Genomic DNA, 24,404 nt, shown 5'->3' on the forward strand with positions numbered 1-24,404 from the left:
GGAGACGGTGGCCACCCGACAACGTCATACAAGGAACAAGAAATGGCAGACCTGTTTGAGAATCCGATGGGATTGGATGGCTTCGAGTTCGTCGAGTTCGCCTCGCCCACCCCGGGCGTGCTGGAACCGGTATTCGAAGCGCTCGGCTTCACCAAGGTGGCGCTGCACCGCTCCAAGCAAGTGGTGCTGTACCGCCAGGGAGGCATCAACTTCATCGTCAACAACGAGCCGAAGAGCTTCGCGTCCTACTTCGCCGCCGAGCATGGTCCGTCCGCGTGCGGCATGGCCTTCCGCGTGAAGGATGCGCACAAGGCGTATGCGCGTGCGCTCGAACTCGGCGCCCAGGCGATCGAGATCCCGACCGGCCCGATGGAACTGCGCCTGCCGGCCATCAAGGGCATCGGCGGCGCGCCGCTGTACCTGATCGACCGCTACGACGAAGGCGGCAGCACCGGCAAGTCGATCTATGACATCGACTTCGAATGGATCGAAGGCGTCGAGCGCAACCCGGTCGGCCACGGCCTCTCGATCATCGACCACCTGACCCACAACGTCTACCGCGGCCGCATGGCCTTCTGGGCCGGCTTCTACGAGAAGCTGTTCAACTTCCGCGAGATCCGCTACTTCGACATCAAGGGCGAATACACCGGCCTGACCTCGAAGGCGATGACGGCGCCGGACGGCAAGATCCGCATCCCGCTGAACGAAGAGGGCAAGGCCGGCGGCGGCCAGATCGAGGAATTCCTGATGCAGTTCAACGGCGAAGGCATCCAGCACATCGCCCTGCTGACCGACGACCTGATCGCCACCGTCGACAAGCTGCGCGCGGCCGGCGTGCCCCTGATGGCGCCGCCGCCGGACACCTATTACGAGATGCTCGACGAGCGCATCCCGGGCCACGGCCAGGACGCCGCGGCGCTCAAGATGCGCGGCCTGCTGCTCGACGGCGCGGTCCAGGATGGCAAGGCGCGCCTGCTGGTGCAGATCTTCGGGGTGCCGCAGCTGGGCCCGGTGTTCTTCGAGTTCATCCAGCGCAAGGGCGACGACGGCTTCGGCGAAGGCAACTTCAAGGCGCTGTTCGAGTCGATCGAGCGCGACCAGCTGCGCCGCGGCGCGATCGCGGGCGCCCCGGCTACCGCCTGAGCCAGGCACGGACGCGCGGCGGGCGCACGCCGGCCGCGCGCTTTTGCTATGCTGGACCTTTTGCGCCCGTCCAGTCCATGCTCGCCGCCTTCACCATCCTGCTGCTGTTCCAATGCCTCGGCGAAGGCATCGTCTTCCTGTTCCAGCTCCCGATTCCCGGCCCGGTGGCCGGCATGCTGCTCCTGATGGCGGCACTGGCCGCCTGGCCGCCCTTGCAGGCCAGGATCGAAGAGGCAGCCGATGCGCTGCTGTCCCACCTGTCCCTGCTGTTCGTGCCGGCCGGGGTCGGGATCGTCGCCACCGCCGCCCGTGGCAGCGGCCACTGGCTCGCCATCCTTGCCTCGCTGGCCGCGAGCACCGTGCTGACCCTGGCCGTCACCGCACTGCTGCTGCGCGGGCTGGGAAAGGACGGCGATGCCTGACCTGCCCGCCTTCGGCGAACTGGCCCGCTTCTGGGTCTACCTGTCCGCCTCGCCCTTGCTGGGGCTGACCATGACCCTGTGCGCCTACCTGGCGGCCTACCGCATCACCGCCGTTTTCAAGGGCGCGCCGCTGGCCAATCCGGTGGCGATCGCGATCGGCCTGCTGGCCCTGGCCCTGTGGCTGTCCGGCATGTCCTACCAGACCTATTTCGCCGGCGCCCAATTCGTCCATTTCCTGCTCGGTCCGGCCACGGTGGCGCTGGCGCTGCCCCTGGTGCGCCAGTTGCCGCGCCTGCGCCGCTCCCTGCTGCCACTGTCGTGCGCGCTGTTATGCGGCTGCGTGGTGGCGATCGTGTCCAGCGTCGCCGTGGCGCTGCTGCTGGGCGCCACGCCCGAGCTGGCGGCCACGCTCGGTCCGAAGTCGGCCACCTCGCCGATCGCGATGGCGGTGTCCGAGCGCCTGGGCGGGATCCCGGCCCTGAGCGCGGCGCTGGTGATCGGGACCGGCATCTTCGGTGCCATGACCGGCCCCTGGCTGTTCGACCGCCTGCGCATCGCCTCGCCGGCGGCGCGCGGTTTCGCACTTGGCCTGTCGGCGCACGGCGTCGGCACCGCGCGCGCATTCCAGACCAGCGCCGAGACGGGCGCGTTCGCAGGCCTGGCCATGGGGTTGAACGGCGCCCTGACGGCACTGCTGGCCCCCTGGCTGGTGCCACGCGTGATGGCCTGGTTCGCCTGAAGGAGGGGTGCCCGGGAAAGGGACGCAAAAAAGCCGGCCGCGATGGCGGCCGGCGGCATCCGGCTTGCCCGCAGCGGGGGGCTCAGGCGGGGTTCGACTTCCAGGTCTTCTTCGGTGCGAAGGCCTTGGCGGCGAACAGCGCGCTGGCCAGGCCGACCACCACCGCGGCGGTGCTGCCCGAGAAACCGACCACGTGTTCCTTGGCCAGCTTGCCGGCCTTCGGTCCCACCAGTTCCATGCGGCGGCGGGTCATCTTGGCGCCCATATCGGTCAGCATTTCGCGGCTCAGCTTGGCCTCGGCGTGGGGCAGCAGGGTGGTTTCCTCGTCGGCCACGTGATGCATCACGTCGCGCATCAGTTCCATCACCAGCTTGTCGTGGCGCGGATCGGCGCCGCTGGTGCGGCGCAGTTCGGCGATCAGGCGGCGCATCTCGTCGTGCTCCGGTTCGGCCTTGTGCATGAAGGGTTCGCCCGCATCGCGCTGGCGCATCACCGGGTAGAAGATCTCTTCCTCGAGCGTGGCGTGGATCTCGAGCGCATCGCAGATCGTGTCCGCCAGCGCCTTCTTCACCCGCGCCGGCTTGTCCTTCTCGTACTGGTGGAAGGTGACCATCACGTGCGAATGGTCGAAGCGGATCATGTTGGTGATCGTCGGGCTCAGCTTGTTCAGGTTAAACATCGGTACCCCCTGTATGGTCATATAGCCAACATGGTAGTGCGCCGTGGCGCGTGCTTACTGTAGGAGCGCATGCCGCGCCCATGTCAGCATGGAGCGAAGGGCGCTGCGGGTGCAGGCTCGCGCCCTCGTTATAAAAATCTTCCCTCTCCTTGATCAGATTCAACAATTTCAGCGACATCGTTAATTGTCGCCCTAGTCCTACACCGGCACGCGCGAACACCTGATCCCCACTGCCGGGCCACGCTGCGAAGATGAATCCATGGGTTGCCGGACACGGCGACACCCGACGGGCGACGCTCCGGCGCGCCGTTTCACTCATCAACGGAGGAATTGTTCATGTTTGCACATAACAAACGCCTGCAATATACGGTCCGCGTCAGCGAGCCGAATCCGGCCCTGGCCAACCTGATGCTGGAGCAGTTTGGCGGACCGCAGGGCGAACTAGCCGCGGCCATGCGCTACTTCACCCAGGCCGTATCCGAGGACGATCCAGGCCGCAAGGACATGCTGTACGACATCGCCACCGAAGAGCTGAGCCACCTGGAAATCATCGGCCACATCGTCGCGATGTTGAACAAGGGGGCCAAGGGCCGCCTGGCCGAGGCTGTCGACAGCGAGGCCGACATGTACAAGGCGATCACCGGCCCCGGCAACGACAGCCACATCACCCAGGTACTGTACGGGGCCGGCACGCCACTGGTCAACTCGGCCGGGGTCCCCTGGACCGCCGCCTACATCGATTCGATCACCGAGCCGACCGCCGACCTGCGCTCGAACATTGCCGCCGAGGCGCGCGCGAAGATCGTCTACGAGCGCCTGATCGCGCTAACCGACGACCCGGGCGTGAAGGAAGCGCTGGGCTTCCTGATGACGCGCGAAGTGGCGCACCAGAAATCCTTTGAAAAGGCGCTGTACGCCATCGAGCCGAATTTCCCGCCGGGAAAAATGCCGGCCGATCCGCGCTTCGCCAGCGTGTACTACAACATGTCGCAGGGTCCGGGCGAGATGCGCGGTCCCTGGAACCAGGGCGCCGACTGGGACTTCGTCACCGACCGCGAGAAGCAGCAGGCGGTGGACGGCGGCTCCGGCGAAGCCGAGGTGGCGCTGCCGAGCGGCGACATCGACATCCTCAAGCAGATGGCGATGCGCACCATGTCCGACCCGATGTCGACCCCGCGCACCGGTGCGGAACTGGGCATGAGCATGCAATCGGACAGCAGTGCTACGATGGGCGGGACGTCGGGCAATGCGATGGGCCGGGCGACCACCACCAGCAAGGGCGGCGAGCTGGATGACACCGGCATGAGCCATCCGGTCGACAAGGGCGTGTCCAAGTCGATGAAGGCGATGAAGTCAGGCAAGAAATAGGAAAGCGCCGCGCGCGCCGGGCCCAGCCTGTCGCGCGCGGCCGAAACTGGATAGTGCATGGATTCTCATACGGACAAGTACCATGACAGGCGCCTGATGTCCTTGCGCGGCCTGCTGCGCGTGCTCAGCCTCCGGCGCGTGCTCGGCTTCCTGGTGTGCGGCGTCGGCGGCGTCCTCCTTCTTGGCAGCCTGGCCGAACAGGTCATGAACGCCGATCCGCGCATGCACCGCGCCCTGCTGGGTGGCGCCACGGCGGCGGCGGCGACGGCGCTCGGGACCTTGCCCGTCCTGCTGGCGCAGAATTTTTCAAAACGCGCCTACGATTCCTTCCTCGGCTTCGGCGCCGGCGTGATGCTGGGCGCCACCGCGTTCTCGCTCGTCATTCCCGCGATCGCCGCGGCCCGTTCGGCCGGCGCGGGCAGCTGGGAAGCGAGCCTGATGGCGGGCGCCGGCATCATGGCCGGGGCCGGCGCCATTCTGCTGCTCGGGCGCGCCGTACACGCCGAGGGACTCCTGGCCGAAGGCGAGGCAGGCGTCTCACTGCGGCGCGCCTGGCTGTTCGTGTGGGCGGTGGCCCTGCACAACCTGCCGGAAGGCCTGGCGATCGGCGTCGGCTACGCCGGCATCGACCTGGAAAAGGCGAATGCCCTGGCCACCGGGATCTCGATCCAGGACGTGCCGGAAGGCCTGGTGGTTGCGCTGGCCCTGCGCACGGTGGGCTACAGCCGCTTGAGCGCGGTCGCGATGGGCGCGGCCTCGGGCCTGATCGAGCCGGTCGCGGCCGTCGTCGGCGTGGCCCTGATCGGCATCGCGTCCGGCATGCTGCCCTTCGCGCTGGCGGCCGCGGGCGGCGCCATGCTGCTGGTGATCGCCAACGACGTGATTCCGGAGATGCGCCAGAACGGCAACGGGACCGTGGCCAGTATCGCGCTGGTGTTCGGTTTCGTCCTGATGACCGTGCTCGATACTGCTCTCTCCTGAAAACATTGACGTGCAGAATATGATGAGCGTAATATGATGATCGTCATATTTACTCTTGCCCGTCCATGAGCCTCTCGTCCAAATCCAGCAAGCGCGAGCAATCCCATCACCGCATCGTCGAAGTTGCCAGCCGGGCGGTGCGCCGCCATGGCTGCGCCGGCGTTGGCGTGGCCGAGGTCATGAAGGAGGCCGGCCTGACCCACGGCGGTTTCTATGCCCATTTCGGCTCGCGCGACGCGCTGCTGGTCGAGGCGATCGAGCATGCGGGCGGCGTCAGCAGTGCGATGCTGGACGAGCGCATCGCCACCCGCGTGCAAGAGGGGGAGGCGCCGCTGCGGGCCCTGATCGCGCTTTATTTGTCGGACGAACAATTGACTCGGCCTGAGGAGGGCTGCGTGGTGGCCGCGCTGGTAGGAGAGATGCCGCGCCTGGACGAAGTAGTGCGCGCCGCGGCCGGCCAGCGCCTGGACCGGCTGGTGCGGCGCGTCGCCGCCGCCTTGCCCGAGGGCGCGCAGCCGGCGCTCGCTGGCGTGATCGCCGGCGCATTGCTCGGGAATCTTCAGCTGGCGCGGGTGCATGGCGATACCCAGGAGGGTCGGGCGGCGCTGGCGGCGGCAAGGGAGCTTCTTGTCTCGCTGTTCATTCCCGCTGGCGAAACCTGACCCGCAGCGCTGGTCGTATCACTTTGCTTCGGGGATTGGAATATGATGGTGATCATATGACGGGTTTCATATTTATCGAATGGCAGTCTGGTGTAGCTTGTCGTATCGAACCAGGCGCAAAAACGCCCCGCAGCGACAGGCGCTGCGGGGCGTGGTGAACTGAAACGGGCGCGGCCTTGCCGCGCCGCCGCCTTAGTCCCGGATCTCCAGCGCCCGGTTCAGGCTCAGCGCCGCCAGCGAACCGACCGCGCCCGACAGCAGGTAGAGCGACACATAGCCGAGGCCGAAGTTGGCCGACAGTCCCAGCGCAACCAGCGGCGCGAAGGCGGCGCCCACCAGCCAGGCCAGGTCCGAGGTCAGGGCGGCCCCGGTATAGCGGTATCGCTGCTTGAAGTTGGCGGTCACGGCGCCGGCCGCCTGTCCATAGGACAGGCCAAGCAGGGTGAAGCCCACCAGGATGAAGATGTTCTGGCCGGTTTCGCCGCCATCCATCAGCGATGGCACGAAGCCGGAGAAGATCGCGATCAGCGCCGCCAGGGTGCCCAGCGTGGTACGGCGGCCGACCTTGTCGGCGATCAGGCCCGAGACGGCGATCGCGATCGCCGCCAGCACCGCGCCCCACATCTGGATCTGCAGGAATTCGCCCATCGGACGGGTGTCGTAGAGCTGGATCCAGGACAGCGGGAACACCGTCACCAGGTGGAACAGTGCATAGCTGGCGAGCGCGGCCAGGGCGCCGATGGCGATGTTGCTGCCCTGCGATTTCACCAGTTCGCCGACCGGGGCCGGATCCAGTTCATGCGCATCCAGCAGGCGCGAGTATTCGCTGGTCGAGACCAGGCGCAACCTGGCAAACAGGGCCACCACGTTGATCGCGAAGGCGCAGAAGAAGGGGAAGCGCCAGCCCCAGACCAGGAAGTCGTCCTGCGACAGGTTGGCCACCAGGTAGGCGAACAGGCCGGCCGCGATCAGGAAGCCGACTGGCGCCGCCAGCTGGCCCAGCATTGCATACCAGCCGCGCTTGTTTTCCGGCGCCGACAGGGCCAGCAGCGACGGCAGGCCGTCCCAGGAACCGCCCTGGGCGATGCCCTGGCCGATGCGCATCAGGGACAGGATGACGATCGAGGCCACGCCGATGCGGCTATAGGTTGGCAGGAAAGCGATCACGCAGGTGCAGGTGCCCATCAGGAACAGCGCGATGGTGAGTTTGATTTCTCGGCTGAAACGCGTCTGCAGCCACATGAACATCACGGTACCGAAGGGGCGCGCGATGAATGCGAACGAAAAAATCGTAAATGAGTATAGTGTCGCTTCCAGCCGGTCAGCCCACGGGAAAAATACCGCGGGAAAAACCAGGACGGAAGCGATGGCGTAGACGAAGAATTCGAAATATTCCGAGGCGCGGCCAATGACCACGCCAACGGCGATTTCTCCCGGATGGATTTCGCCGTCCCGGGCATTGATGTTGCGGGCCCCGCTGGCAGGGTGGGTAATGGGAGCGGCACCTGCGCCGCCGTACGTCGTCGTGCTTTGCATATCTTCGTCTCCTTGGGTCTGCCCGGCCTGCAGTAGCCTGTGCGCACCCTGTTTTTATTTGCCATGCGCTTGTTAAATACGGCAATGCCGTAATTGCAATATAGCAAGGGTGGGACAAAGTGTCCAATGGCTGCCGTAGGCCGTTGGCGTTACAGTAGCATGTTCTTATTCCCATGTAACGTTAGATACCTAGCATGATTCCTAAAATTGTCCGCCGCGGACTACCATTACTCCCGCTTGCGCTGCTATCCGGCTGCAATACGGTCGTCATGAATCCCACCGGCGATATTGCAAAACAGCAGGCAGACCTGATCACGATCTCGGTGCTGCTCATGTTGATCATCATCGTGCCGGTGATGATCCTGACGGTCCTGTTCGCCTGGCGCTACCGCAAGGGCGCCAACGCGAAATACGAGCCGGACTGGGACCACTCGACCAAGCTCGAGCTCGTGATCTGGGGCGCGCCGCTCCTGATCATCATCGTGCTCGGCCTGATCACCTGGGTCTCGACCCACAAGCTGGACCCGTACCGTCCGCTCGACCGCATCGACGAGCACCGCCCGATCCCGGCATCGACCAAGCCGCTCGAAGTGCAGGTCGTGGCGCTCGACTGGAAGTGGCTGTTCATCTATCCGGAGCAGGGCATCGCATCGGTGAACGAACTGGTCACCCCGGTGGACGTGCCGATCCGCTTCAAGATCACCTCGTCGACCGTGATGAACACCTTCTACATCCCGACGCTGGCCGGCATGATCTATGCGATGCCGGGCATGGAAACAACCCTGAACGCCGTGCTGAACAAGCCGGGCGACTACAAGGGCCTGTCGGCCAACTTCAGCGGCGAAGGCTTCTCGCACATGCACTTCGGCTACAAGGGTGTGAGCGCGGGCGAGTTCGACGCCTGGGTCGCGAAGATGAAGACCAATCCGGGCGTGCTCGACCGTGCCGACTACCTGAACCTGGAAAAGCCCTCCGTGCGCGAGCCGGTGCGCTACTACGGCCAGGTGGAGACCGCGCTGTTCAACCGCGTGCTGAACCGTTGCGTGGCCGAAGGCAGCGTCTGCATGAACGAGCAGATGGCCAGGGACCACAAGCGCAACGAGGTCGCCGCCGCCGTGCGCAAGCTGCCGAAGGACGGCGCGGGCGCACAGATCGCCGGTCTGGAAGTGTGCGAAATCCCGGAAGCGGCGGCAGTGGCCGGTGCAACCAATAACATTTCTGTGAAGAAGTAACCATGCAAGACTCATTCGACTTGACGAAGCTTATCTTCGGTCGGCTCAGCTGGGACGCGATTCCGTTCCACGAGCCGATTCTGCTCGCGACCTTCGCCGGCGTGATCGTGGGCGGCGTGGCCCTGGCGGCCCTGATCACCTACTTCCGCCAGTGGGGCAACTTGTGGAACAACTGGTTTACCAGTATCGACCACAAGAAAATCGGTATCATGTACATGATCCTGGGCATCATCATGTTCCTGCGCGGTTTCGCCGACGCACTCATGATGCGCGCCCAGCAGGCGTTCGCCTTCGGCTCCAACCATGGCTTCCTGCCGCCGGACCACTACGACCAGATCTTCACCGCCCACGGCGTGATCATGATCTTCTTCGTGGCGATGCCGTTCGTGACGGGCCTGATGAACTATGTCGTGCCGCTGCAGATCGGCGCGCGCGACGTGGCCTTCCCGTTCCTGAACAATTTCTCGTTCTGGATGACCACGATGGGCGCCGTGCTGGTCATGGCCTCGCTGTTCGTGGGTGAATTCGCACGTACCGGCTGGCTGGCCTATCCGCCGCTGTCGGGCATCCTGGCAAGTCCGGGTGTCGGCGTCGACTACTACATCTGGTCGCTCCAGATCGCGGGCGTCGGTACCTTGCTGTCCGGCGTCAACCTGATCGTCACCATCGTCAAGATGCGCGCGCCGGGCATGGGCCTGATGAAGATGCCTGTCTTCGTCTGGACTTCGCTGTGCACCAACATCCTGATCGTGATCACCTTCCCGATCCTGACCGCCGTGCTGGCCATGCTGGGCATGGACCGCCTGTTCGACACCGCGTTCTTCACGAACGACCGTGGCGGCAACGCGATGATGTACGTGAACCTGATCTGGATCTGGGGCCACCCGGAAGTCTACATCCTGATCCTGCCGGCCTTCGGCATCTTCTCGGAAGTCGTCTCGACCTTCTGCGGCAAGCGCCTGTTCGGCTACACCTCGATGGTGTACGCGACCTGCGTCATCATGGTCCTGTCCTACCTGGTGTGGCTGCACCACTTCTTCACCATGGGCAGCGGCGCGAGCGTGAACTCGTTCTTCGGCATCACCACGATGATCATCTCGATCCCGACCGGCGCGAAGATCTTCAACTGGCTGTTCACCATGTACCGCGGCCGTATCCGCTTCGAACTGCCGATGATGTGGACCGTGTCCTTCATGCTTACTTTTGTTATCGGCGGCATGACCGGCGTGATGCTGGCGATTCCCGCGGCCGACTTCGTGCTGCACAACTCGCTGTTCCTGATCGCCCACTTCCACAACGTGATCATCGGCGGCGTCGTGTTCGGCCTGTTCGCCGGCTTCAACTACTGGGCACCGAAGATGTTCGGCGTCAAGCTGAACCAGTTCTGGGGCAAGGTCTCGTTCTGGCTGTGGTCGATCGGCTTCTGGGTCGCCTTCACCCCGCCGTACATCCTGGGCTTCATGGGCTATACCCGCCGCATGAGCCATTTCGAGGACCAGTCGGTGCAATGGCTGTTCCAGATCTCGCTGGTCGGTACCCTGATGATCGCCGGCGGTATCGGTGCGCTGCTGCTGCAATGCTTCTTCACCTGGAAAGACCGCGCCAAGCTGCGCGACGTCACCGGTGACCCGTGGGATGGCCGTACGCTGGAGTGGGCGACTTCGTCGCCGCCGCCGGACTACAACTTCGCCTTTACCCCGGTGGTGCACGACAACGACACCTTCGCCGACATGAAGAAGAACGGCTACCAGCGTCCGCTGAAGGACTTCGTGCCGATCCACATGCCCAAGAACACCTGGGCCGGCTTTGGCATCTCGGCACTGTCGATGGTGGTTGGTTTCGGCATCATCTGGCACATGTGGCTGCTGGTCGGCCTGTCCTTCGTCGCCATGATGGCCGCGATCATCGTCCACACGTTCAACTACAAGCGCGATTTCTACATTCCTGCGGAAGAAGTGGCCCGCACCGAAGAAGCGCATACCCGTCTGCTGAAGAGCTACGTCTGAAACAACCATGGCAAATAATGCAACCATTCCCGGCGGTCTGACCGCCGACGAGGTGACCGCGCGCTACCTGGTGCGCGAGCACCATCCGGAGCACGGCACCCTGCTGGGCTTCTGGATCTACCTGATGAGCGACTGCCTCATCTTCGCGTCCCTGTTCGCCACCTATGCGGTGCTGGGCCGTAACTACGCCGGCGGTCCGACCGGCGCCGAGCTGTTCGACCTGACGCTGATCGCCATTAACACCGGCTTCCTGCTGCTGTCGTCGATCACCTTCGGCTTCGCGATGATCGCGGCCCAGGCCAAGAAACTGAAAGCGACCCTGCTCTGGATGGGCGTGACCGGCCTGCTGGGCGCAGCCTTCCTGTCGCTGGAACTGTACGAGTTCTACCACCTGATCCACCAGGGTGCGGGCCCGCAGCGCAGCGGCTTCCTGACCGCGTTCTTCGCGCTAGTCGGTACCCACGGCCTGCACGTGTTCTTCGGCGCGATCTGGCTGGTGACCCTGATGGTGCAGCTGAAGAAGCACGGCCTGACCATGGAAAACTTCCGTCGCCTGCAGTGCCTGTCGCTGTTCTGGCACTTCCTGGACGTCGTCTGGATCGGCGTGTTTACCTTTGTCTACCTGATGGGAGTGCTGCCATGAGCGACCACATCCACCACCACGAGCACGACCACGATGGTCACACCAGCTTCGTCACGCACTACGCGATGAAGGACTACGCGATCGGCTTCGTGCTGTCGCTGATCCTGACCGCGATCCCGTTCTGGCTCGTGATGGGCCACGTGCTGCCGCCTGAAACGACGAAGTACGTGATCATGGGCTTCGCCGCCGTGCAGTTCGTCGTGCAGATGATCTACTTCCTGCACATGAACTCGAAGTCGGAAGGCGGCTGGAACATGATGGCGCTGATCCTGACCGTCGTGCTGCTGGTGATCGTGCTGGCCGGTTCGATCTGGGTCATGACCCACATGAACGCCAACATGATGCCTTCCATGGGTGGCGCAAGCGATACCACCCACGGCATGCACGATATGCAGTAAGTGCAGCAGGCACGGTAGTCAATGCAGCACCCGCGCGCCCAGCAGGCAGGCCCTGCCGCCCACCCACCCCGCAGCGCATTCGCGCGGCGCGCGGTGGCGGTAGCAAGCCTGCTGCTGGCCGCGCTTTTTCTTGCGCTCGGCACCTGGCAGGTCGTCCGTCTCCAGTGGAAGCTGGCGCTGATCGAGCGCGTCGAATCGCGCGTGCATGCGGCGCCCGTCGCCGCACCCGCTCCTGCGCAGTGGGCGCAGGTTGCCAAGGAGTCCCACGAATACCGGCGCGTACGCCTGGCCGGGCACTACCTCTACGAATTCACCGCTCCCGTCCAGGCGCTGTCCGAACTGGGCGCGGGCTTCTGGCTGCTCACGCCGTTCTGCACGGACGAGGGCCATATCGTCTTCATCAACCGCGGCTTCATTCCCGCGGCCAGCAACAAACCGGGCACCTATCCGGCCCGCCGCGCCGCTGCCGATCCCTGCGCGAACGGCGGAGCGCGCGTCGAGATCAGCGGCCTGCTGCGCATCAGCGAGCCTGGCGGCGGCTTCCTGCGCGAGAACGATCCGGTCAACAACCGCTGGTACTCGCGCGACGTGCGGGCCCTGGCGGCCGCGCGCGGGCTGCCACAGGTGGCGCCGAACGGCGCTCCTGTGGTCGCCCCGTTCTTCGTCGATGCCGGCAAGGGCCAGGATCCGGCCGGTGCGCCCGAGCGCGCCGTCGGCGGCCTGACCGTCATTGCGTTCACCAACAATCACCTGGTCTATGCCCTGACCTGGTATGCGCTGGCCCTGATGGTGCTGGGCGCGTGGTTGTGGGTCCGCCGTCACGGCGCCGCAGTCGGCGACGACTAGTGCGCGACGACTGACCAACGGGGCAAGACATGATCCAGAACCCCCTCGATTTCTTCGCCAAGGCAGGGCGCAGCTCGCCGCAGGCCGCCGCCGCCAGCGTCGAGTTCGCCGCCGGGCACAAGAACATGCTGCAGCTGATCGAGCTGCGCTGGATCGCCGTGATCGGCCAGATCACCACGATCGCCGCGGCGATCCTGATCTTCGGCATCGCGCTGCCGCTGCTGCCCATGCTGCAGGTGCTGGCCTGCCTGATCGCGTTCAACGTCGCCAGCCACCTGCGCTGGCACGAGCGGCGTCCGGTCTCGAACGGCGAGGTATTCATGGCCCTGCTGGTCGATGTCGCCAGCCTGACGGTGCTGCTCTACCTGTCGGGCGGTACCACCAACCCCTTCGCCTTCCTTTACCTGCTGCAGGTGATCCTGTCGGCCGTGCTGCTGGAAGCGCTCTGGACCTGGACCATCGTGCTGGTCACCATCGCCTGCATGGCCGGCCTGGCCATGTTCGCCCAGCCGCTGGCCCTGCCGTTCGACCACGCGCGCGGTATCGCCAGCCTCTACATCCAGGGCCTGCTGGTGTGCTTCGGCTTGAACGCGGCGCTGCTGGTGATGTTCATCTCGCGCATCTCCGACACCCTGCGCCAGAAGGCCGCCCAGCTGGCCTCGCTGCGCCAGCACGCGGTGGAGGAAGAACACATCGTACGCATGGGCCTGCTGGCCTCGGGCGCGGCCCACGAACTGGGCACCCCGCTGGCGACCGTCTCGGTGATCCTGGGCGACTGGAAGCGCATGCCGCAGTTCCGCCAGGACCCGGGCCTGCTGGAAGAGATCGCCGAAATGCAGACCCAGATCCAGCGCTGCAAGACCATCGTCAGCGGCATCCTGCTCTCGGCCGGCGAGGCGCGCGGCGAATCGGCGGTGCGCACCACGGTGCGCAACTTCCTCGACGGACTGGTCGAGGCCTGGCGCGCGAGCCGTCCGGTCGCCGCCTTCCAGTACAATAACCGTATCCTGGAAGACCGTCCGGTCGCGTCCGACTCGGCGCTCAAGCAGACCATCGACAACCTGCTCGACAATGCGCTGGAGGCCTCGCCCGGCTGGGTCGGGCTGGATGCCTGGATCGCGGACGGCAGCCTGTTCGTCGCCGTGACCGACCGCGGTCCCGGTTTCGCACCCGAGATGCTCGGCCAGATCGGCAAGCCCTACCAGTCCACCAAGACCAAGCCCGGTCACGGCCTGGGGCTGTTCCTGGCCGTGAACGTGGTGCGCAAGCTGGGCGGCTCGGTGACGGCCGTGAACCGGGAGCAGGGCGGGGCCCAGGTAACGCTGAGCCTGCCGCTGTCGGGCATCGAACTGGAAGAGGAAGACATTTGACGGATAATTTCGAGCGCCTGCTGCTCATCATCGAGGACGACGAGGCGTTCGCGCGTACCCTGAGCCGCTCTTTCGAGCGGCGCGGCTACCGGGTGCTGGTGGCGCCCGGACAGGACGAAGCGGCGGCACTGCTGGAAGCGCATACGCCCGGCTACGCCGTGGTCGACCTCAAGCTGAAGGGACAGTCCTCCGGCCTGGCCTGCGTCCAGCTGCTGCACGAGCACGACCCCGACATGCTGATCGTGGTGCTGACCGGCTTCGCCAGCATCGCCACCGCGGTCGAGGCGATCAAGCTGGGCGCGGTCCAGTACCTGGCCAAGCCGTCCAATACGGACGACATCGAGGCCGCCTTCGGCCACGTGGCCGGCAATACCGAGGTCGAGGTCACCAAGCGCTCGACCTCGATCAAGACCCTGGAGTGGGAACGCATCCATGCGGTACTGGCCGAGACCGACTTCAACATCTCGGAAGCGGCGCGCCGCCTCGGGCTGCACCGGCGCACGCTGGCGCGCAAGCTCGAGAAGCAACGGGTGAAATAGGGAGCGGCATGCGCGCCTGGCTGCTTCTCCCGCTGGCATTGCTGTTCGTTGCCGCGCCGCCGCGGGCGGCCGCCGCGCCCCAGTCCGATGCCCTGGAAGCGGGCCGCAAGGCCTTCAAGCGCTGCGCTTCCTGCCACCAGGTCGGGCCCGGCGCGCGCAGCCAGTTCGCGCCCCACCTGAACGGCATCGTCGGGCGCCGCGCCGGCGCCCTGCCGGACTTCGCCTATTCCCCCGCCATGAAGCGGGCCGGTTTCGTCTGGACCGAAGCGCGCCTGCGCGCCTTCCTGGCCGACCCGGACAAGATAGTGCCGGGCAATAAGATGCGTTTCTGGAACATCATGGGCGAGCGCCAGGTCGGCGATCTGGCCGCCTACCTGGCGACGCTGCCGCCGGCCGGCGATGCCCGGCGCTGAAGACCGGCTGGCCGGCCGGGTCGTGGGGCTGGCGCTGCGCCCGCCCGGTTCGGCGGCACCGGTAGCGTCCACCCACGTGCTTGCCTGCGCCGGGACTGGCCTGGTAGGCGACCGGCACGCCGACGCCCGCTCCCCGCGCCAGGTATTGCTGGCCGCCAGCGCCGCCTATGGCGAACTCGGACTGGCCCCGCTGGCCCTGCGCGAAAACATCCTGGTGGACGTCGATGTCGCGCGCTTGCCCTCGGGCAGCTTGCTGCGCATCGGTGCGCATGCCATCCTGCGACTGAGCTTCCAGTGCGAGGCCTGCGGCGCGCTCGAGCGGCAGCGCCTGGGGCTGGCGCGCGCGCTCGGGACGCGGCGCGGCATGCTGGCCAGTGTCGCCACGGGCGGCGAGATCCGGCTGGGCGACCCGGTGCGGATTCTGGCGCAGCGCCTGCCGGCCCTGGCCGAAGACTGGCGCACCCGGGTGTTGCAGGTGCTGGCCGCCGTCCCGGAGGGAATGGTGGTCGACTATGCGCTGCTGGCCCGCCTGGCCGGCATCCAGTCCAGTTATTGCCGCGCGTTTCCGCGGCTGCTGGGCCGTCCATGGCCTCGCCGCCAGGGCGCTGCCGGCGCAAACGCTGCGCCATGCAGCGAAGGCCGGGACAGTGCCGCCGCGCTGGGATGGCGCCGGCTGGCACGGTGTGCCGCCCGCCGGCTGGGCGCCGGGCGATTGAACCCGGGCAGTTCGCTCATCCGCCGAGCTTGCTGAGCGCGAACGCCGCGAGGAAACCGGCCACGGTGATCAGCCCGGCGAAGTCGTGGGTCTCCTCGAAGGCCTCGGGGATCATGGTATCGACCAGCATCGCCAGGATGGCGCCCGCCGCCACCGCCGTGGTCGCGGCCACGACCTGGGGCGAGAAGTGGCGGAACACCGCATAGCCGACCAGGGCCGCCACGCCGGAGGCGAGGGCGATACCACCCCAGATGCCGAAGATGTAGCCTGCCTTGCGGCCCGCGCGCTTCATGCCGGCCGCGCTTGAAATGCCTTCCGGGATGTTGGAAACGAAGATCGCCGCTAACGTCGCCATGCTGACCTTGCCGCCATCGAGCATCGACAGGCCGATCACGATCGATTCCGGGATCCCGTCGAGCAGGGCGCCGACCGCGATCGCACGCCCGCTGCCGTCGCCGCCCCCGGCCGGTGGCTGGCGGCCGGAGCGCTTGCGGTGGCGCGCGCCGTGCCGGGACAGCAGGCGGTTGACCAGCGTGTAGACGGTGGCGCCGCCCAGGAAGCCGGCGGCGGTCGAGACAAAGCCGCCGGTCTGGAAGGCGTGTTCCATCAGTTCGAACGAGAGCGCCGCGATCAGTACGCCGCTGCCGAAGGCCATGATGGCGGCGATCAGCCGCTGCGGCAGCGGCAGCCGGTAGCCGGCCAGCGCCCCAAGCAGCAGCGCGCCGCCCGCCAGCAGGCCCCAGCCCCCCGCTTGCAGCCAGTGTGGCATCCACGTTCTCCCTCGTATCGGTCCAGCCTGGCCTCCAGCCGTGTTTGCAATGATACGTCCGCAAGCTGCCGTGGATGAGGCACAATTGACATTTTGTACAACTTCGACTGCCGATGGACAGTATCCGCCTCTCCACCCCCGACGACAGCGCCGCGCTGGCGGCGATCTGGCGCGCCAGCGTGCGCGCGACCCACGATTTTCTGTCCGAACAGGATTTCCAGGACCTCGACCGCCTGGTGAGCCGCGACTACCTGCCGGCGACGGCGGTCTGGGTCGCCCTCGACGCCGCCGGCAGGCCGCAGGGCTTCCTGGGGCTGAGCGGCGCGCATGTGGATGCCCTGTTCATCGACCCTGCCTGCCGTGGCCAGGGGATCGGGCGCCGCCTCCTGGCGCACGCGGAGGCGCTGGCAGGTCGGCTCAGCGTCGACGTCAACGAACAGAACGCGGCGGCGCTCGGCTTCTACCGGCACCTGGGCTTTCATGCCACCGGCCGCTCGCCACGCGACGATGCGGGCCGCCCCTATCCCTTGCTGCACCTGCGCCAGGCCTGAGCGCAGCAAGACCCTTGCGTGGATGTGTCAACAAGTACATTCGAACAAATTGGGTTGCCTTCAGAATATTTTTAGTCCATCATAGCCGGGTGGCGCCAGTCTGCGACAGCCCGGCGCCCGATCAGCGATGAGGCGGTTGAGTCCGTTTCTTTACGTCCCCCGCGTCATGCCGGGGGACTTTTTTCGGTGCCGCGGCCATGCCCGCCGCGGCTGGCGCCACGCGGCGCCTGCCGGCCCACCGCCAGCCGCGCGCCCGGTGCGCCGGCGTGCGACCCACCGGAGGAAACTTGAGCGAACCATTCCCCGATCTATCTTCCAGGACGACCGCAGTTTCAGACACACGCCGCCTCGTCTCCCTGCTGGCCGGTTCCACCCTGCTGGCCGCCGGCAGTCTGGTGCAGGCCGCGCCCGGGCCCGCGAAGTCCGCGCTGCCGGCAGTGGCCGACTTCCAGAAGCTGAGCGGCTCGCGTGCCGCGCGCTGCAGCGTCGCGCTCGAGCCCGCCCTGCGCAGCCTCGGTACGCCGGCCCTGCGCCAGTGCGCGTGGAGCGGACGGGTCGAGATGCTGTACTGGCAGGACATCGCCGACATCCCGCATAGCTGCCTGCCGACCGCCGCCATCGCCTGGCACCGTCTCGGCGCCGGCGCGCACGCGGTGCTGCGTCCGTGGAGCGGCAGCTGGAGCGGCCAGTCGCTGCAGCTGCAGTACAACGGCGTCGAGCATGCCGGCATGGTGTGGCGCCAGCCCGATGGCGGCTGGTCCGCCGTCCTGTGGCGCTGGCGGCCGTCCGAGCGGCTGGCCACCCGCAACTGGCAGCGTGGCCACTGGAAGGACGTGGCGGCCGCCGTGCGCGCGGTCGACGCGGCCAATCCGGCGCCGCCGCGCACGCCCCTGATGATGGCCTGGCTGGATGCGACCAATGGCAAGCCGCGCGCCATCGACGGCGATGCCTGGCGCTGGGTCAGCGCCGATGCCTGCCTGTCCCTCCAGACCGCCAGCCTCGGCCAGGCCCAGCTGCACCTGCCGCATTCGCGCGACGATGCCCGTCTGGAACAGCGCAGCGCGATGCAGGTCCAGCTGGCGCGCCGCTTCCCGCAGGCGCAATGGCTGCGGCCGTTCACCCTGGTCGAGCCGGCGATTTCCGGCGACCGCACTGGCGCCAAGTTCCTGGCGGTATGGCAGGAAGGCGCGGCGGTGCGGGGCCAGTTGTGGATTCCGCTGCGCGACCAGGGCGGCATCGTGCGCGCCCGTATCTCCAGCGCGCTGCCCGCGGCCGGCGGCACGCGCGCGGCCGAGTCCGGCAAGGCGCGCGCGGCCCTGATCGAACGCGAGCTCGGTGCGCTTGCCCATGCCTGGGAGGCACGCCATGAGTGACGAACTGACCACGCCCCTGTGGCTGCTCTCGCCGCTGGCGGTCCTGGGCGCCGGCCTGATGCTGGCCCTGGTGGCGGGCATGCTGCTGCAGCGGCTGCGGATTCCGAAGCTGTACGGCGCGGTGCTGGCTGGGCTGCTGCTGGGCGCCACCGGCGCCGAGCTGATCGACCGTGCCTTGCTGGCCCAGTTCCAGGAACTGCTCAATGCCGCCGCGGCCCTGGTGCTGTTCGAAGTCGGACGCAAGATGGATCTGGCCTGGCTGCTGCGCAGCGGACGCCAGGGCGGCAGCCTGCTGCTGGCGACTTTCGCGCGCCTGGTGGCGGTGGCGCTCACGATTCGCCTGCTGGGCCTGCCCTGGGGTGCGGCCATCTTCATCGCCTCGATCCTGATCGCGGTGAACCCGGTGATCGTCAATTCGATGGTGGCCGACGAAAACGCCAGCGGCACCAGCACCTTCGCCACCGCCAACATGGTGGGCCTGAGCAGCCTGGTGGCCCTCCTGGTGCTGGCCCTGACCATGGCCTGGACCCGCAGCCAGGGGCTGGACGCCGGTACCAGCTTCGGCGAAGAGCTGATGCGCCAGGGCGGCAAGCTGGTGCTGGGCGCCGGCATTGCGCTGCTGTCCTATGGCCTGTACGCGGCCGCCACCCGGCTGTGCAAGGTGCCGGCCACGCTGCGTCCCGGCATGCTGCTGGCGGCGCTGCTGATCGACCTCGGCCTGTGCTCGATCTCGTCCTCGAGCGCGCTGCTGTCCCTGTTGCTGATGGGCCTGCTGCTGCGCAACGTCGAGCGCCGCGACAACGTGTTCCAGGCCCAGCTCAAGACCGCGCAGGACATCGGCTACGTGCTGCTGTTCCTGATGTCGGCGGCCCTGGTCGACCTGCAGGGGCTGGCGCAGGGCTGGACGCTGCTCGGCGCGCTGGCCGTGTTCGCGGTGCGTATCGGCGCCACCCGCCTGGCCCTGTGGCCGGGCAGCGCCTGGGACCGCAACAAGAAGCATGCGATGGCGCTCTCCATGTGCTCGCTGGTGAGCTACGGCGGGCTGGTGGTCGACACCACCCTCAATGCCTACACCGGCCTGGACCAGGCCTCCACCGAACTGATGGGCGCGCTACTGGCCCTGAACGTGCTGCTCGCCCCGGGCCTGACCTGGCTCGGCCTGCGCATGGCGGGCGAAACCTACCGCCCGCTGGGCGAATCGAGGAAGGACGGGGTGCATCCATGAGCGAGATCCTGATCAACGACGAGGCCGCGCGCCGCCTGCTGGAAGCGCAGGCCCAGGCGGTATCGGGCAAGGGGCCGGCATTCCTGCCCGACTTCACGCCTTCGACCGTGGGCACCATGGGCATCGAGCTGGAGCTGATGGTGCTCGACCGCCTCACCTACGACCTGTTCCCCGCCGCGCCCGACATCCTGCGCGTACTCGACAAGCAGGACAAGCCCTGGGTGCACACGCCCGAGATCACCACCTCGATGCTGGAAGTGGCGACCTCGATCCTGGGCTCCTTCGGCGAGGCCGAGGAGCAGCTGGAGCATATCCGCGCGACCGTGCAGCGCGCCGCCTTCGACGTGGGCGCCTCGGTCTCCGGCGGCGGCGCCCATCCGTTCCAGCGCTGGAACGAGCAGCGCATCTACCCGAAGGAGCGCTACTTCGAGTCGGAGCGCAAGTACGGCTACCTGGCCAAGCTGTTTACCGTGTTCGGCATGCATGTGCACATCGGCGCCGGCAGCGCCGACGAAGCGATCCGCCTGTGCGCCTGGCTCACCCAGCGCGCGCCGCTGTTCATCGCGCTGTCCGCGAATTCCGTGTGCTGGCAGGGCGAGGTATCGGGGTTTTGCAGTTCGCGCAGCAACGTGGTGGGCGCCTTCCCGATGAGCGGCATCCAGCCGCACGACTTCCGCAGCTGGCAGGACTTCCGCGACTATTTCGACCGGCTGGCCGGCTTTGGCATCGTCAACAGCATCAAGGATTTCTACTGGGACGTGCGGCCCAAGCCCGAGTACGGCACCATCGAGCTGCGCGTGCTCGACACCCCGCTCAAGCCGGTGTACGCGGCCGCGCTGGCCTGCTATGCGCGCGAGCTGTGCCTGGAATTCGCCGACCAGGCCGGCGCCTGGCCGACCAACGGCAGCCGCGAGCTGTACACCTGGAACCGTTTCAACGCTGCGCGCGACGGCGTCGTTGCCGTGTACATCGATCCGGAAACCGGCGCCTCGACGCCGGTGGCCGAAGTCATCCGCGCCGACCTGGAACGCCTGGGCCGGCGCTCCAGCGATCCGGGCTTCGCGCGGGCGCGCGAGGTGATTGGCGACCTGATGCGCGATGGCGGCCAGGCCGGCCTGTTGCGGCGCCACCTGGCGGCTGGCGGCGGCATGAATGACCTGGCCCGGGTCGCCAGCGAGATCTTCGAGGCCAGGCCCGCGCCAGCGCGCGCCTGACGCGGCCGGCCGGCTACAGCTGGGCCAGCGGCAGGCTGCCGGCCGCCTCGTCCACGCCCAGCTGGGCGATCAGGCGGTCGAGGTTACGCTCCAGCTGCAGCAGGGTTTCCAGGTCGAGGCTGGCGAGGGCGTCCGGCAGCACGCCGGCGAAGGGCAGCGGCGCGCGCCGCAGGATGTCGGTGCCCGCCGGCAGCACCTGCAGCGCCACGTTGCGCCGGTCGGTGCCCGCCCGGCTGCCGCTCACATAGCCGCGCTCGACCAGGGCGCGCACCAGGTTGCTGGCGGTGGACTGGTGGATATCGAGCTCGCGCGCCAGTCCGGTTGCGCCGATGCCGGGATGGCGCTCGATCACCGACAGCGCCCACAGCTGGGCGCCGCCGAGTCCTGCTTCGCGCTCGACCTGGCGGAAATGGGTCTTGACGGCATTGAACACGATGCGGAACTGGCGCAGTACGCGCATCGGACGATCGTCGGCGATGGCGGGCGCTGCGGGACCGGTGGAAAGCGCGGGAGTGGCGCTGGGGTCGGGGGTGGCGGACATGGCGAGATCATAGCGGAAATCCGGCCCCGGCGGGCGCCGGCCCCGTCCTTTGCGCCGCCGAAACGTGGCGCGGCGGCGGCGGCCTTTTGCTAGGATGACCGCATGAAACGCCTGCTCGCCCATCCGCTGTTCCAGCGGTGGCGCGTGGTGTCGCGCGCCGCTGTCGCGACTTCCCTGGCCGGGTTCGCGCTGACCGCAATCCTGTTCGGCGTGGCGCGCCAGTTGGAGGGGGAAGGCGCGCGCGCCGAGTTCGAACAGCGCACGGCGGTGCGCATGGCAGCGGTCACGCGGGCGTTCGACGACGCGCTGCGCGACCTGCGCGCGCTGAACCTGCTGTTCGCGGCCAGCGGCGGTGCGATCACGCGCGCAAGTTTCGATGCCTTCGCCCGCCCGCTGGCGGCGCGCAATGCCTATCTGCTGGCGCTCGAGTACCAGCGATTCATCACGCATGCCGAGCGGCCCGCCTTCGAGGCCGCGCGGCGCCGCCTGTGGCCGGACTACGCGGTGCGCGAACGGCTGCCTTCGGGCGCCCTGGCCAGGGCCGGCGTGCGGGCGCGCTACCTGGTCACCGATTACGTGGCGCCGATCTCCGGCAATGGCGACGCGTTCGGCTACGACGCCTGGTCCGGCGCCGAAGAGCGCGCCACGACCGAGCGCGCGATCGACAGCGGCGCGCCGACCGCCACCCCGGTCCTGCGCCTGCTCCAGGGTGAAGGCGCGCTGCGCGGGGTGCTCCTGATCATGCCGGTCTACCGTGCCGGCGCCGTGCCGGCGGAAGTACGCGCGCGCCGCGCCGCCGCCCTCGGCACGACCCTGGCCGTGCTGGATGCGGGCATGCTGGTCGGCACCAGCCTGGAGGATGCGCGCCTGCTGTCCGGCGGCGATGGGCTGGTGCTGCACGGACGCGACATTCGGGGCGCGCGGGTGCCCGTGTTCAGCCACCCGGCTTCGCAGCCCAGGCTGGCGCCCTGGGAGCGCTGGCTGGGCGGGGGCGCGGACACGCTCACGCGCAGCTTCGAGGTCGGCGGCGTGCGCTGGGAGCTGACCGCGCTGCGTCCGCCGCGGACGCTGGACAGCCAGGTCGGCTCGCTGTCGATCCTCGGCTACGGCTGCGTGCTGACACTGGCGGCGGCCGCCCTGGTGCAGCAGCGCAGCGTGCGCACCCGCCGCATCGAATCCCTGGTCGAGCGCCGCAGCGCCGACCTGGCCCGGGCCGCCGGCGCGCTGCGCCTGCACCAGCGCGCGATCGAGTCGGCCGCCAACCCGATCCTCCTGATCAGCGCCACGCGCCCCGGCTACCCGATCGAATACGCCAACCCGGCCTGCGAACGCCTCCTGGGCTACGGGCCCGGCGAACTGCTCGGCAGGCCGCTGGCGGTGCTGGCGCGCCCCGGCAGCGACGAGCCGGGACTGGAAGAATTGCGCCAGGCATTGCACGCATGCCGCAAGGGCCACGCCCTGGTGCGCCAGGCCACCCGCGACGAGCGCGAGCTGGTCAGCGAGGTGTACATCGCCCCGGTCAATAACGAGCATGGCCTCACCGAGCATTTCGTGGTCACCACCTACGACGTCACGGTGGCCAAGCGCTACGAGGCGGAACTGGCGCACCAGGCGCGCTACGACACCCTGACCGGACTGGCCAACCGCGCGCTGCTGGCCGACCGCATCGAGCGCGCCATCGCGGCCGCCGGCAGCCTGCCGGTGTGGGCGGTGGCGCTCGACATCGACCATTTCAAGCTGGTCAACGATACGCTCGGCCGCCGTCTCGGCGACGAAGCCCTGCGCGCCCTGGCCACCCGCATCGCCGCCGCACTGCGCCAGACCGACACCGCGGCGCGCGCCGGCGGCGACGACTTCATGCTGGTGCTGACCGGCTGCAGCGACGAGCGCCAGGCGGCGGCCCGGCTGCAGGCCGTGCGCGAGGCCATCGCCGAACCGCTGCAGGTCGACGGCCACACCCTGGTGTTCGGTTCCAGCGCCGGCGTGGCCGGCTATCCGGCGGACGGGCGGGATCCGGAAACCCTGGTCAAGCATGCCGAAGTCGCCATGTACCGCGCCAAGCAGACCGGCCGCAACGCGGTCCAGTTCTATGCGCCCCACATGAACGCCCACGCCACCGACCGCCTGGCGCTGGAGGGGGCGCTGCGCGGGGCGCTGCGCGAGGACCAGTTCGTGCTGCACTTCCAGCCGCAGGTGGAACTCGGCAGCGGGCGGGTGGTGGGGACCGAGGCCCTGATCCGCTGGCGCCACCCGCAGTTCGGCACCGTGCGCCCGGAACGCTTCATCGCGCTGGCCGAGGAGACCGGCCTGATCGTCCCGATCGGCGCCTGGGTCCTGCGCGCCGCCTGCCGCCAGAACGTCGACTGGCAGCGCGCGGGACTGGGGCGGCTGCGAATCGGCGTCAACCTGTCGGCACGCCAGTTTTCGGAACCCGACCTGGTGCAGACGGTGCGCCAGGTGCTGGACGAGACCGGGCTGCCGCCCGACTCGCTCGAGATCGAGCTGACCGAAAGCATGATGATGGCCGACGTCGAGGCCGCGATCGAGACCATGCGCTGCCTGAAGGCGATGGGCGTGAAGCTGTCGATCGACGATTTCGGCACCGGCTACTCGAGCCTGTCCTACCTGAGGCGCCTGCCCGTCGACGTGCTCAAGATCGACCGCTGCTTCGTGCGCGACATCGCGGGCAGCGCCGATGGCGCGGCCATGGTCGGCGCCATCATTTCGCTCGCCCATGGCCTGCGCATGCAGGTGATCGCCGAAGGCGTCGAAACCCTGGCCCAGCTCGACTACCTGCGCGGCTGCGGCTGCGACGAGGTCCAGGGCCACATCTTCAGCCGTCCGGAACCGGTGCACGCGGTCGAGCGCCTGCTGCGCCTGGGCAGGGTCGAGCCCAGTGGGCTGCAGGCCTGAACGGTCGGGGGCATCACACAGGCGTGGCAAGCGAAGCGGACCGTGCGTACGGCCCCGGTCGGCTATACTTGCCGCATACACAAGGCGGGCCGGACGGCCGCCCCGTTGGCATTCGCAGCAAGGAAC

At 67.7% G+C, this 24,404-nt stretch carries 24 protein-coding genes; 20 read left to right on the plus strand and 4 right to left on the minus strand.

Going from position 1 to position 24,404, the window contains the following annotated elements; all coding sequences use genetic code 11:
- The first annotated feature begins 42 nt into the window (after positions 1 to 42).
- From hppD to LCI23_RS07945, 3 genes are all read left to right on the plus strand, one after another.
- Positions 43 to 1,143, plus strand: coding sequence for a 4-hydroxyphenylpyruvate dioxygenase (hppD, locus tag LCI23_RS07935; protein ID WP_224945914.1), 1,101 nt, complete (start codon positions 43 to 45; stop codon positions 1,141 to 1,143).
- 77 nt (positions 1,144 to 1,220) lie between these two features.
- Positions 1,221 to 1,565, plus strand: coding sequence for a CidA/LrgA family protein (locus LCI23_RS07940; RefSeq protein WP_224945915.1), 345 nt, complete (start codon positions 1,221 to 1,223; stop codon positions 1,563 to 1,565).
- 1 nt (position 1,566) lies between these two features.
- Positions 1,567 to 2,304 carry an LrgB family protein gene (locus LCI23_RS07945; RefSeq protein ID WP_224946036.1) on the plus strand — a complete coding sequence of 246 codons (738 nt, stop codon included), beginning with the start codon at positions 1,567 to 1,569 and terminating at the stop codon, positions 2,302 to 2,304.
- Positions 2,305 to 2,386: 82 nt separating this feature from the next.
- Here the strand turns inward: LCI23_RS07945 and LCI23_RS07950 are convergent, their stop codons facing one another.
- Complete coding sequence (locus LCI23_RS07950; protein ID WP_224945916.1) at positions 2,387 to 2,983, minus strand: hemerythrin domain-containing protein; 597 nt, start codon at positions 2,981 to 2,983, stop codon at positions 2,387 to 2,389.
- 336 nt (positions 2,984 to 3,319) lie between these two features.
- On the opposite strand from LCI23_RS07950, the gene LCI23_RS07955 reads away from it, so the two are divergent.
- From LCI23_RS07955 to LCI23_RS07965, 3 genes are all read left to right on the plus strand, one after another.
- On the plus strand, positions 3,320 to 4,351 hold the full coding sequence (locus LCI23_RS07955; RefSeq protein WP_224945917.1) for a manganese catalase family protein: 1,032 nt from the start codon (positions 3,320 to 3,322) through the stop codon (positions 4,349 to 4,351).
- 57 nt (positions 4,352 to 4,408) lie between these two features.
- The gene (locus LCI23_RS07960; protein WP_224945918.1) at positions 4,409 to 5,332 is read left to right on the plus strand and encodes a ZIP family metal transporter; all 924 of its coding nucleotides are present in this window, start codon (positions 4,409 to 4,411) and stop codon (positions 5,330 to 5,332) included.
- 65 nt (positions 5,333 to 5,397) lie between these two features.
- On the plus strand, positions 5,398 to 5,994 hold the full coding sequence (locus LCI23_RS07965) for a TetR/AcrR family transcriptional regulator (protein ID WP_224945919.1): 597 nt from the start codon (positions 5,398 to 5,400) through the stop codon (positions 5,992 to 5,994).
- Between the two features lie 192 nt (positions 5,995 to 6,186).
- Here the strand turns inward: LCI23_RS07965 and LCI23_RS07970 are convergent, their stop codons facing one another.
- Positions 6,187 to 7,530 (minus strand): MFS transporter, encoded by a 1,344-nt coding sequence (locus LCI23_RS07970; protein ID WP_224945920.1) that lies wholly within the window; start codon positions 7,528 to 7,530, stop codon positions 6,187 to 6,189.
- A 194-nt stretch (positions 7,531 to 7,724) separates the two neighbouring features.
- On the opposite strand from LCI23_RS07970, the gene cyoA reads away from it, so the two are divergent.
- The 9 genes from cyoA to LCI23_RS08015 are packed head-to-tail and all read left to right on the plus strand — an operon-like array spanning position 7,725 to position 15,728.
- Entirely contained in the window at positions 7,725 to 8,762 is a 1,038-nt protein-coding gene (gene cyoA, locus LCI23_RS07975; RefSeq protein WP_224945921.1) for a ubiquinol oxidase subunit II, read from the plus strand.
- 2 nt (positions 8,763 to 8,764) lie between these two features.
- Positions 8,765 to 10,768: a cytochrome o ubiquinol oxidase subunit I gene (gene cyoB, locus LCI23_RS07980; RefSeq protein WP_224945922.1), complete on the plus strand. Its 2,004-nt coding sequence runs from the start codon at positions 8,765 to 8,767 to the stop codon at positions 10,766 to 10,768.
- A gap of 7 nt (positions 10,769 to 10,775) precedes the next feature.
- Positions 10,776 to 11,411 carry a cytochrome o ubiquinol oxidase subunit III gene (gene cyoC / locus LCI23_RS07985; protein WP_224945923.1) on the plus strand — a complete coding sequence of 212 codons (636 nt, stop codon included), beginning with the start codon at positions 10,776 to 10,778 and terminating at the stop codon, positions 11,409 to 11,411.
- Entirely contained in the window at positions 11,408 to 11,809 is a 402-nt protein-coding gene (gene cyoD / locus LCI23_RS07990) for a cytochrome o ubiquinol oxidase subunit IV (RefSeq protein ID WP_224945924.1), read from the plus strand. Before cyoC ends, cyoD begins: the two co-directional genes overlap by 4 nt.
- A gap of 21 nt (positions 11,810 to 11,830) precedes the next feature.
- Complete coding sequence (locus tag LCI23_RS07995; RefSeq protein ID WP_224945925.1) at positions 11,831 to 12,655, plus strand: SURF1 family protein; 825 nt, start codon at positions 11,831 to 11,833, stop codon at positions 12,653 to 12,655.
- 29 nt (positions 12,656 to 12,684) lie between these two features.
- On the plus strand, positions 12,685 to 14,025 hold the full coding sequence (locus LCI23_RS08000; protein WP_224945926.1) for an ATP-binding protein: 1,341 nt from the start codon (positions 12,685 to 12,687) through the stop codon (positions 14,023 to 14,025).
- Positions 14,022 to 14,564, plus strand: a complete 543-nt coding sequence (locus tag LCI23_RS08005) for a response regulator transcription factor (protein WP_224945927.1) — start codon at positions 14,022 to 14,024, stop codon at positions 14,562 to 14,564. The genes LCI23_RS08000 and LCI23_RS08005 overlap by 4 nt, the downstream gene beginning before the upstream one ends.
- Before the next feature lie 8 nt (positions 14,565 to 14,572).
- A complete protein-coding gene (locus LCI23_RS08010) occupies positions 14,573 to 14,977 on the plus strand; it encodes a cytochrome c family protein (protein WP_224945928.1) in 405 nt (134 codons plus the stop codon).
- The gene (locus LCI23_RS08015; protein ID WP_224945929.1) at positions 14,964 to 15,728 is read left to right on the plus strand and encodes an MOSC domain-containing protein; all 765 of its coding nucleotides are present in this window, start codon (positions 14,964 to 14,966) and stop codon (positions 15,726 to 15,728) included. Before LCI23_RS08010 ends, LCI23_RS08015 begins: the two co-directional genes overlap by 14 nt.
- Here the strand turns inward: LCI23_RS08015 and LCI23_RS08020 are convergent.
- Positions 15,709 to 16,461: a ZIP family metal transporter gene (locus LCI23_RS08020; RefSeq protein WP_224945930.1), complete on the minus strand. Its 753-nt coding sequence runs from the start codon at positions 16,459 to 16,461 to the stop codon at positions 15,709 to 15,711. The two genes, LCI23_RS08015 and LCI23_RS08020, sit on opposite strands and share 20 nt — an antisense overlap.
- A 113-nt stretch (positions 16,462 to 16,574) precedes the next feature.
- Here LCI23_RS08020 and LCI23_RS08025 point away from each other — a divergent pair, with 113 nt between their 5' ends.
- The 4 genes from LCI23_RS08025 (at position 16,575) to LCI23_RS08040 (ending at position 20,824) form a co-directional block, all read left to right on the plus strand.
- The gene (locus LCI23_RS08025) at positions 16,575 to 17,012 is read left to right on the plus strand and encodes an acetyltransferase (RefSeq protein WP_224945931.1); all 438 of its coding nucleotides are present in this window, start codon (positions 16,575 to 16,577) and stop codon (positions 17,010 to 17,012) included.
- A 287-nt stretch (positions 17,013 to 17,299) separates the two neighbouring features.
- Complete coding sequence (locus LCI23_RS08030; RefSeq protein ID WP_224945932.1) at positions 17,300 to 18,385, plus strand: hypothetical protein; 1,086 nt, start codon at positions 17,300 to 17,302, stop codon at positions 18,383 to 18,385.
- The gene (locus tag LCI23_RS08035) at positions 18,378 to 19,610 is read left to right on the plus strand and encodes a cation:proton antiporter (protein ID WP_224945933.1); all 1,233 of its coding nucleotides are present in this window, start codon (positions 18,378 to 18,380) and stop codon (positions 19,608 to 19,610) included. The genes LCI23_RS08030 and LCI23_RS08035 overlap by 8 nt, the downstream gene beginning before the upstream one ends.
- The gene (locus LCI23_RS08040; RefSeq protein ID WP_224945934.1) at positions 19,607 to 20,824 is read left to right on the plus strand and encodes a YbdK family carboxylate-amine ligase; all 1,218 of its coding nucleotides are present in this window, start codon (positions 19,607 to 19,609) and stop codon (positions 20,822 to 20,824) included. Before LCI23_RS08035 ends, LCI23_RS08040 begins: the two co-directional genes overlap by 4 nt.
- Before the next feature lie 13 nt (positions 20,825 to 20,837).
- Here the strand turns inward: LCI23_RS08040 and LCI23_RS08045 are convergent, their stop codons facing one another.
- Positions 20,838 to 21,365: a MarR family winged helix-turn-helix transcriptional regulator gene (locus LCI23_RS08045; protein ID WP_224945935.1), complete on the minus strand. Its 528-nt coding sequence runs from the start codon at positions 21,363 to 21,365 to the stop codon at positions 20,838 to 20,840.
- A gap of 102 nt (positions 21,366 to 21,467) precedes the next feature.
- Between LCI23_RS08045 and LCI23_RS08050 the strand changes: the two genes are divergently transcribed.
- The gene (locus LCI23_RS08050; protein WP_224945936.1) at positions 21,468 to 24,278 is read left to right on the plus strand and encodes an EAL domain-containing protein; all 2,811 of its coding nucleotides are present in this window, start codon (positions 21,468 to 21,470) and stop codon (positions 24,276 to 24,278) included.
- Positions 24,279 to 24,404: the final 126 nt, after the last annotated feature.

Origin of the sequence: Massilia sp. MS-15, assembly GCF_020176695.1 — a bacterium.
Taxonomy (GTDB): Bacteria; Pseudomonadota; Gammaproteobacteria; order Burkholderiales; family Burkholderiaceae_D; genus Telluria; species Telluria hydrophila.

What these genes read in the sequence shown, in the direction of transcription:
- LCI23_RS07940 (WP_224945915.1), top strand. Translation starts at nt 1,221, where the DNA reads ATGCTCGCCGCCTTCACCATCCTGCTGCTGTTCCAATGCCTCGGCGAA.
- LCI23_RS08050 (WP_224945936.1), top strand. Translation starts at nt 21,468, where the DNA reads ATGAAACGCCTGCTCGCCCATCCGCTGTTCCAGCGGTGGCGCGTGGTG.
- LCI23_RS08045 (WP_224945935.1), bottom strand. Translation starts at nt 21,365, where the DNA reads ATGTCCGCCACCCCCGACCCCAGCGCCACTCCCGCGCTTTCCACCGGT.
- LCI23_RS07960 (WP_224945918.1), top strand. Translation starts at nt 4,409, where the DNA reads ATGGATTCTCATACGGACAAGTACCATGACAGGCGCCTGATGTCCTTG.
- LCI23_RS07950 (WP_224945916.1), bottom strand. Translation starts at nt 2,983, where the DNA reads ATGTTTAACCTGAACAAGCTGAGCCCGACGATCACCAACATGATCCGC.
- cyoD (WP_224945924.1), top strand. Translation starts at nt 11,408, where the DNA reads ATGAGCGACCACATCCACCACCACGAGCACGACCACGATGGTCACACC.
- cyoA (WP_224945921.1), top strand. Translation starts at nt 7,725, where the DNA reads ATGATTCCTAAAATTGTCCGCCGCGGACTACCATTACTCCCGCTTGCG.
- hppD (WP_224945914.1), top strand. Translation starts at nt 43, where the DNA reads ATGGCAGACCTGTTTGAGAATCCGATGGGATTGGATGGCTTCGAGTTC.
- LCI23_RS07970 (WP_224945920.1), bottom strand. Translation starts at nt 7,530, where the DNA reads ATGCAAAGCACGACGACGTACGGCGGCGCAGGTGCCGCTCCCATTACC.
- cyoB (WP_224945922.1), top strand. Translation starts at nt 8,765, where the DNA reads ATGCAAGACTCATTCGACTTGACGAAGCTTATCTTCGGTCGGCTCAGC.
- LCI23_RS07955 (WP_224945917.1), top strand. Translation starts at nt 3,320, where the DNA reads ATGTTTGCACATAACAAACGCCTGCAATATACGGTCCGCGTCAGCGAG.
- LCI23_RS08040 (WP_224945934.1), top strand. Translation starts at nt 19,607, where the DNA reads ATGAGCGAGATCCTGATCAACGACGAGGCCGCGCGCCGCCTGCTGGAA.
- cyoC (WP_224945923.1), top strand. Translation starts at nt 10,776, where the DNA reads ATGGCAAATAATGCAACCATTCCCGGCGGTCTGACCGCCGACGAGGTG.
- LCI23_RS08035 (WP_224945933.1), top strand. Translation starts at nt 18,378, where the DNA reads ATGAGTGACGAACTGACCACGCCCCTGTGGCTGCTCTCGCCGCTGGCG.
- LCI23_RS08010 (WP_224945928.1), top strand. Translation starts at nt 14,573, where the DNA reads ATGCGCGCCTGGCTGCTTCTCCCGCTGGCATTGCTGTTCGTTGCCGCG.
- LCI23_RS08015 (WP_224945929.1), top strand. Translation starts at nt 14,964, where the DNA reads ATGCCCGGCGCTGAAGACCGGCTGGCCGGCCGGGTCGTGGGGCTGGCG.
- LCI23_RS07995 (WP_224945925.1), top strand. Translation starts at nt 11,831, where the DNA reads ATGCAGCACCCGCGCGCCCAGCAGGCAGGCCCTGCCGCCCACCCACCC.
- LCI23_RS08025 (WP_224945931.1), top strand. Translation starts at nt 16,575, where the DNA reads ATGGACAGTATCCGCCTCTCCACCCCCGACGACAGCGCCGCGCTGGCG.
- LCI23_RS08000 (WP_224945926.1), top strand. Translation starts at nt 12,685, where the DNA reads ATGATCCAGAACCCCCTCGATTTCTTCGCCAAGGCAGGGCGCAGCTCG.
- LCI23_RS07965 (WP_224945919.1), top strand. Translation starts at nt 5,398, where the DNA reads ATGAGCCTCTCGTCCAAATCCAGCAAGCGCGAGCAATCCCATCACCGC.
- LCI23_RS08020 (WP_224945930.1), bottom strand. Translation starts at nt 16,461, where the DNA reads ATGCCACACTGGCTGCAAGCGGGGGGCTGGGGCCTGCTGGCGGGCGGC.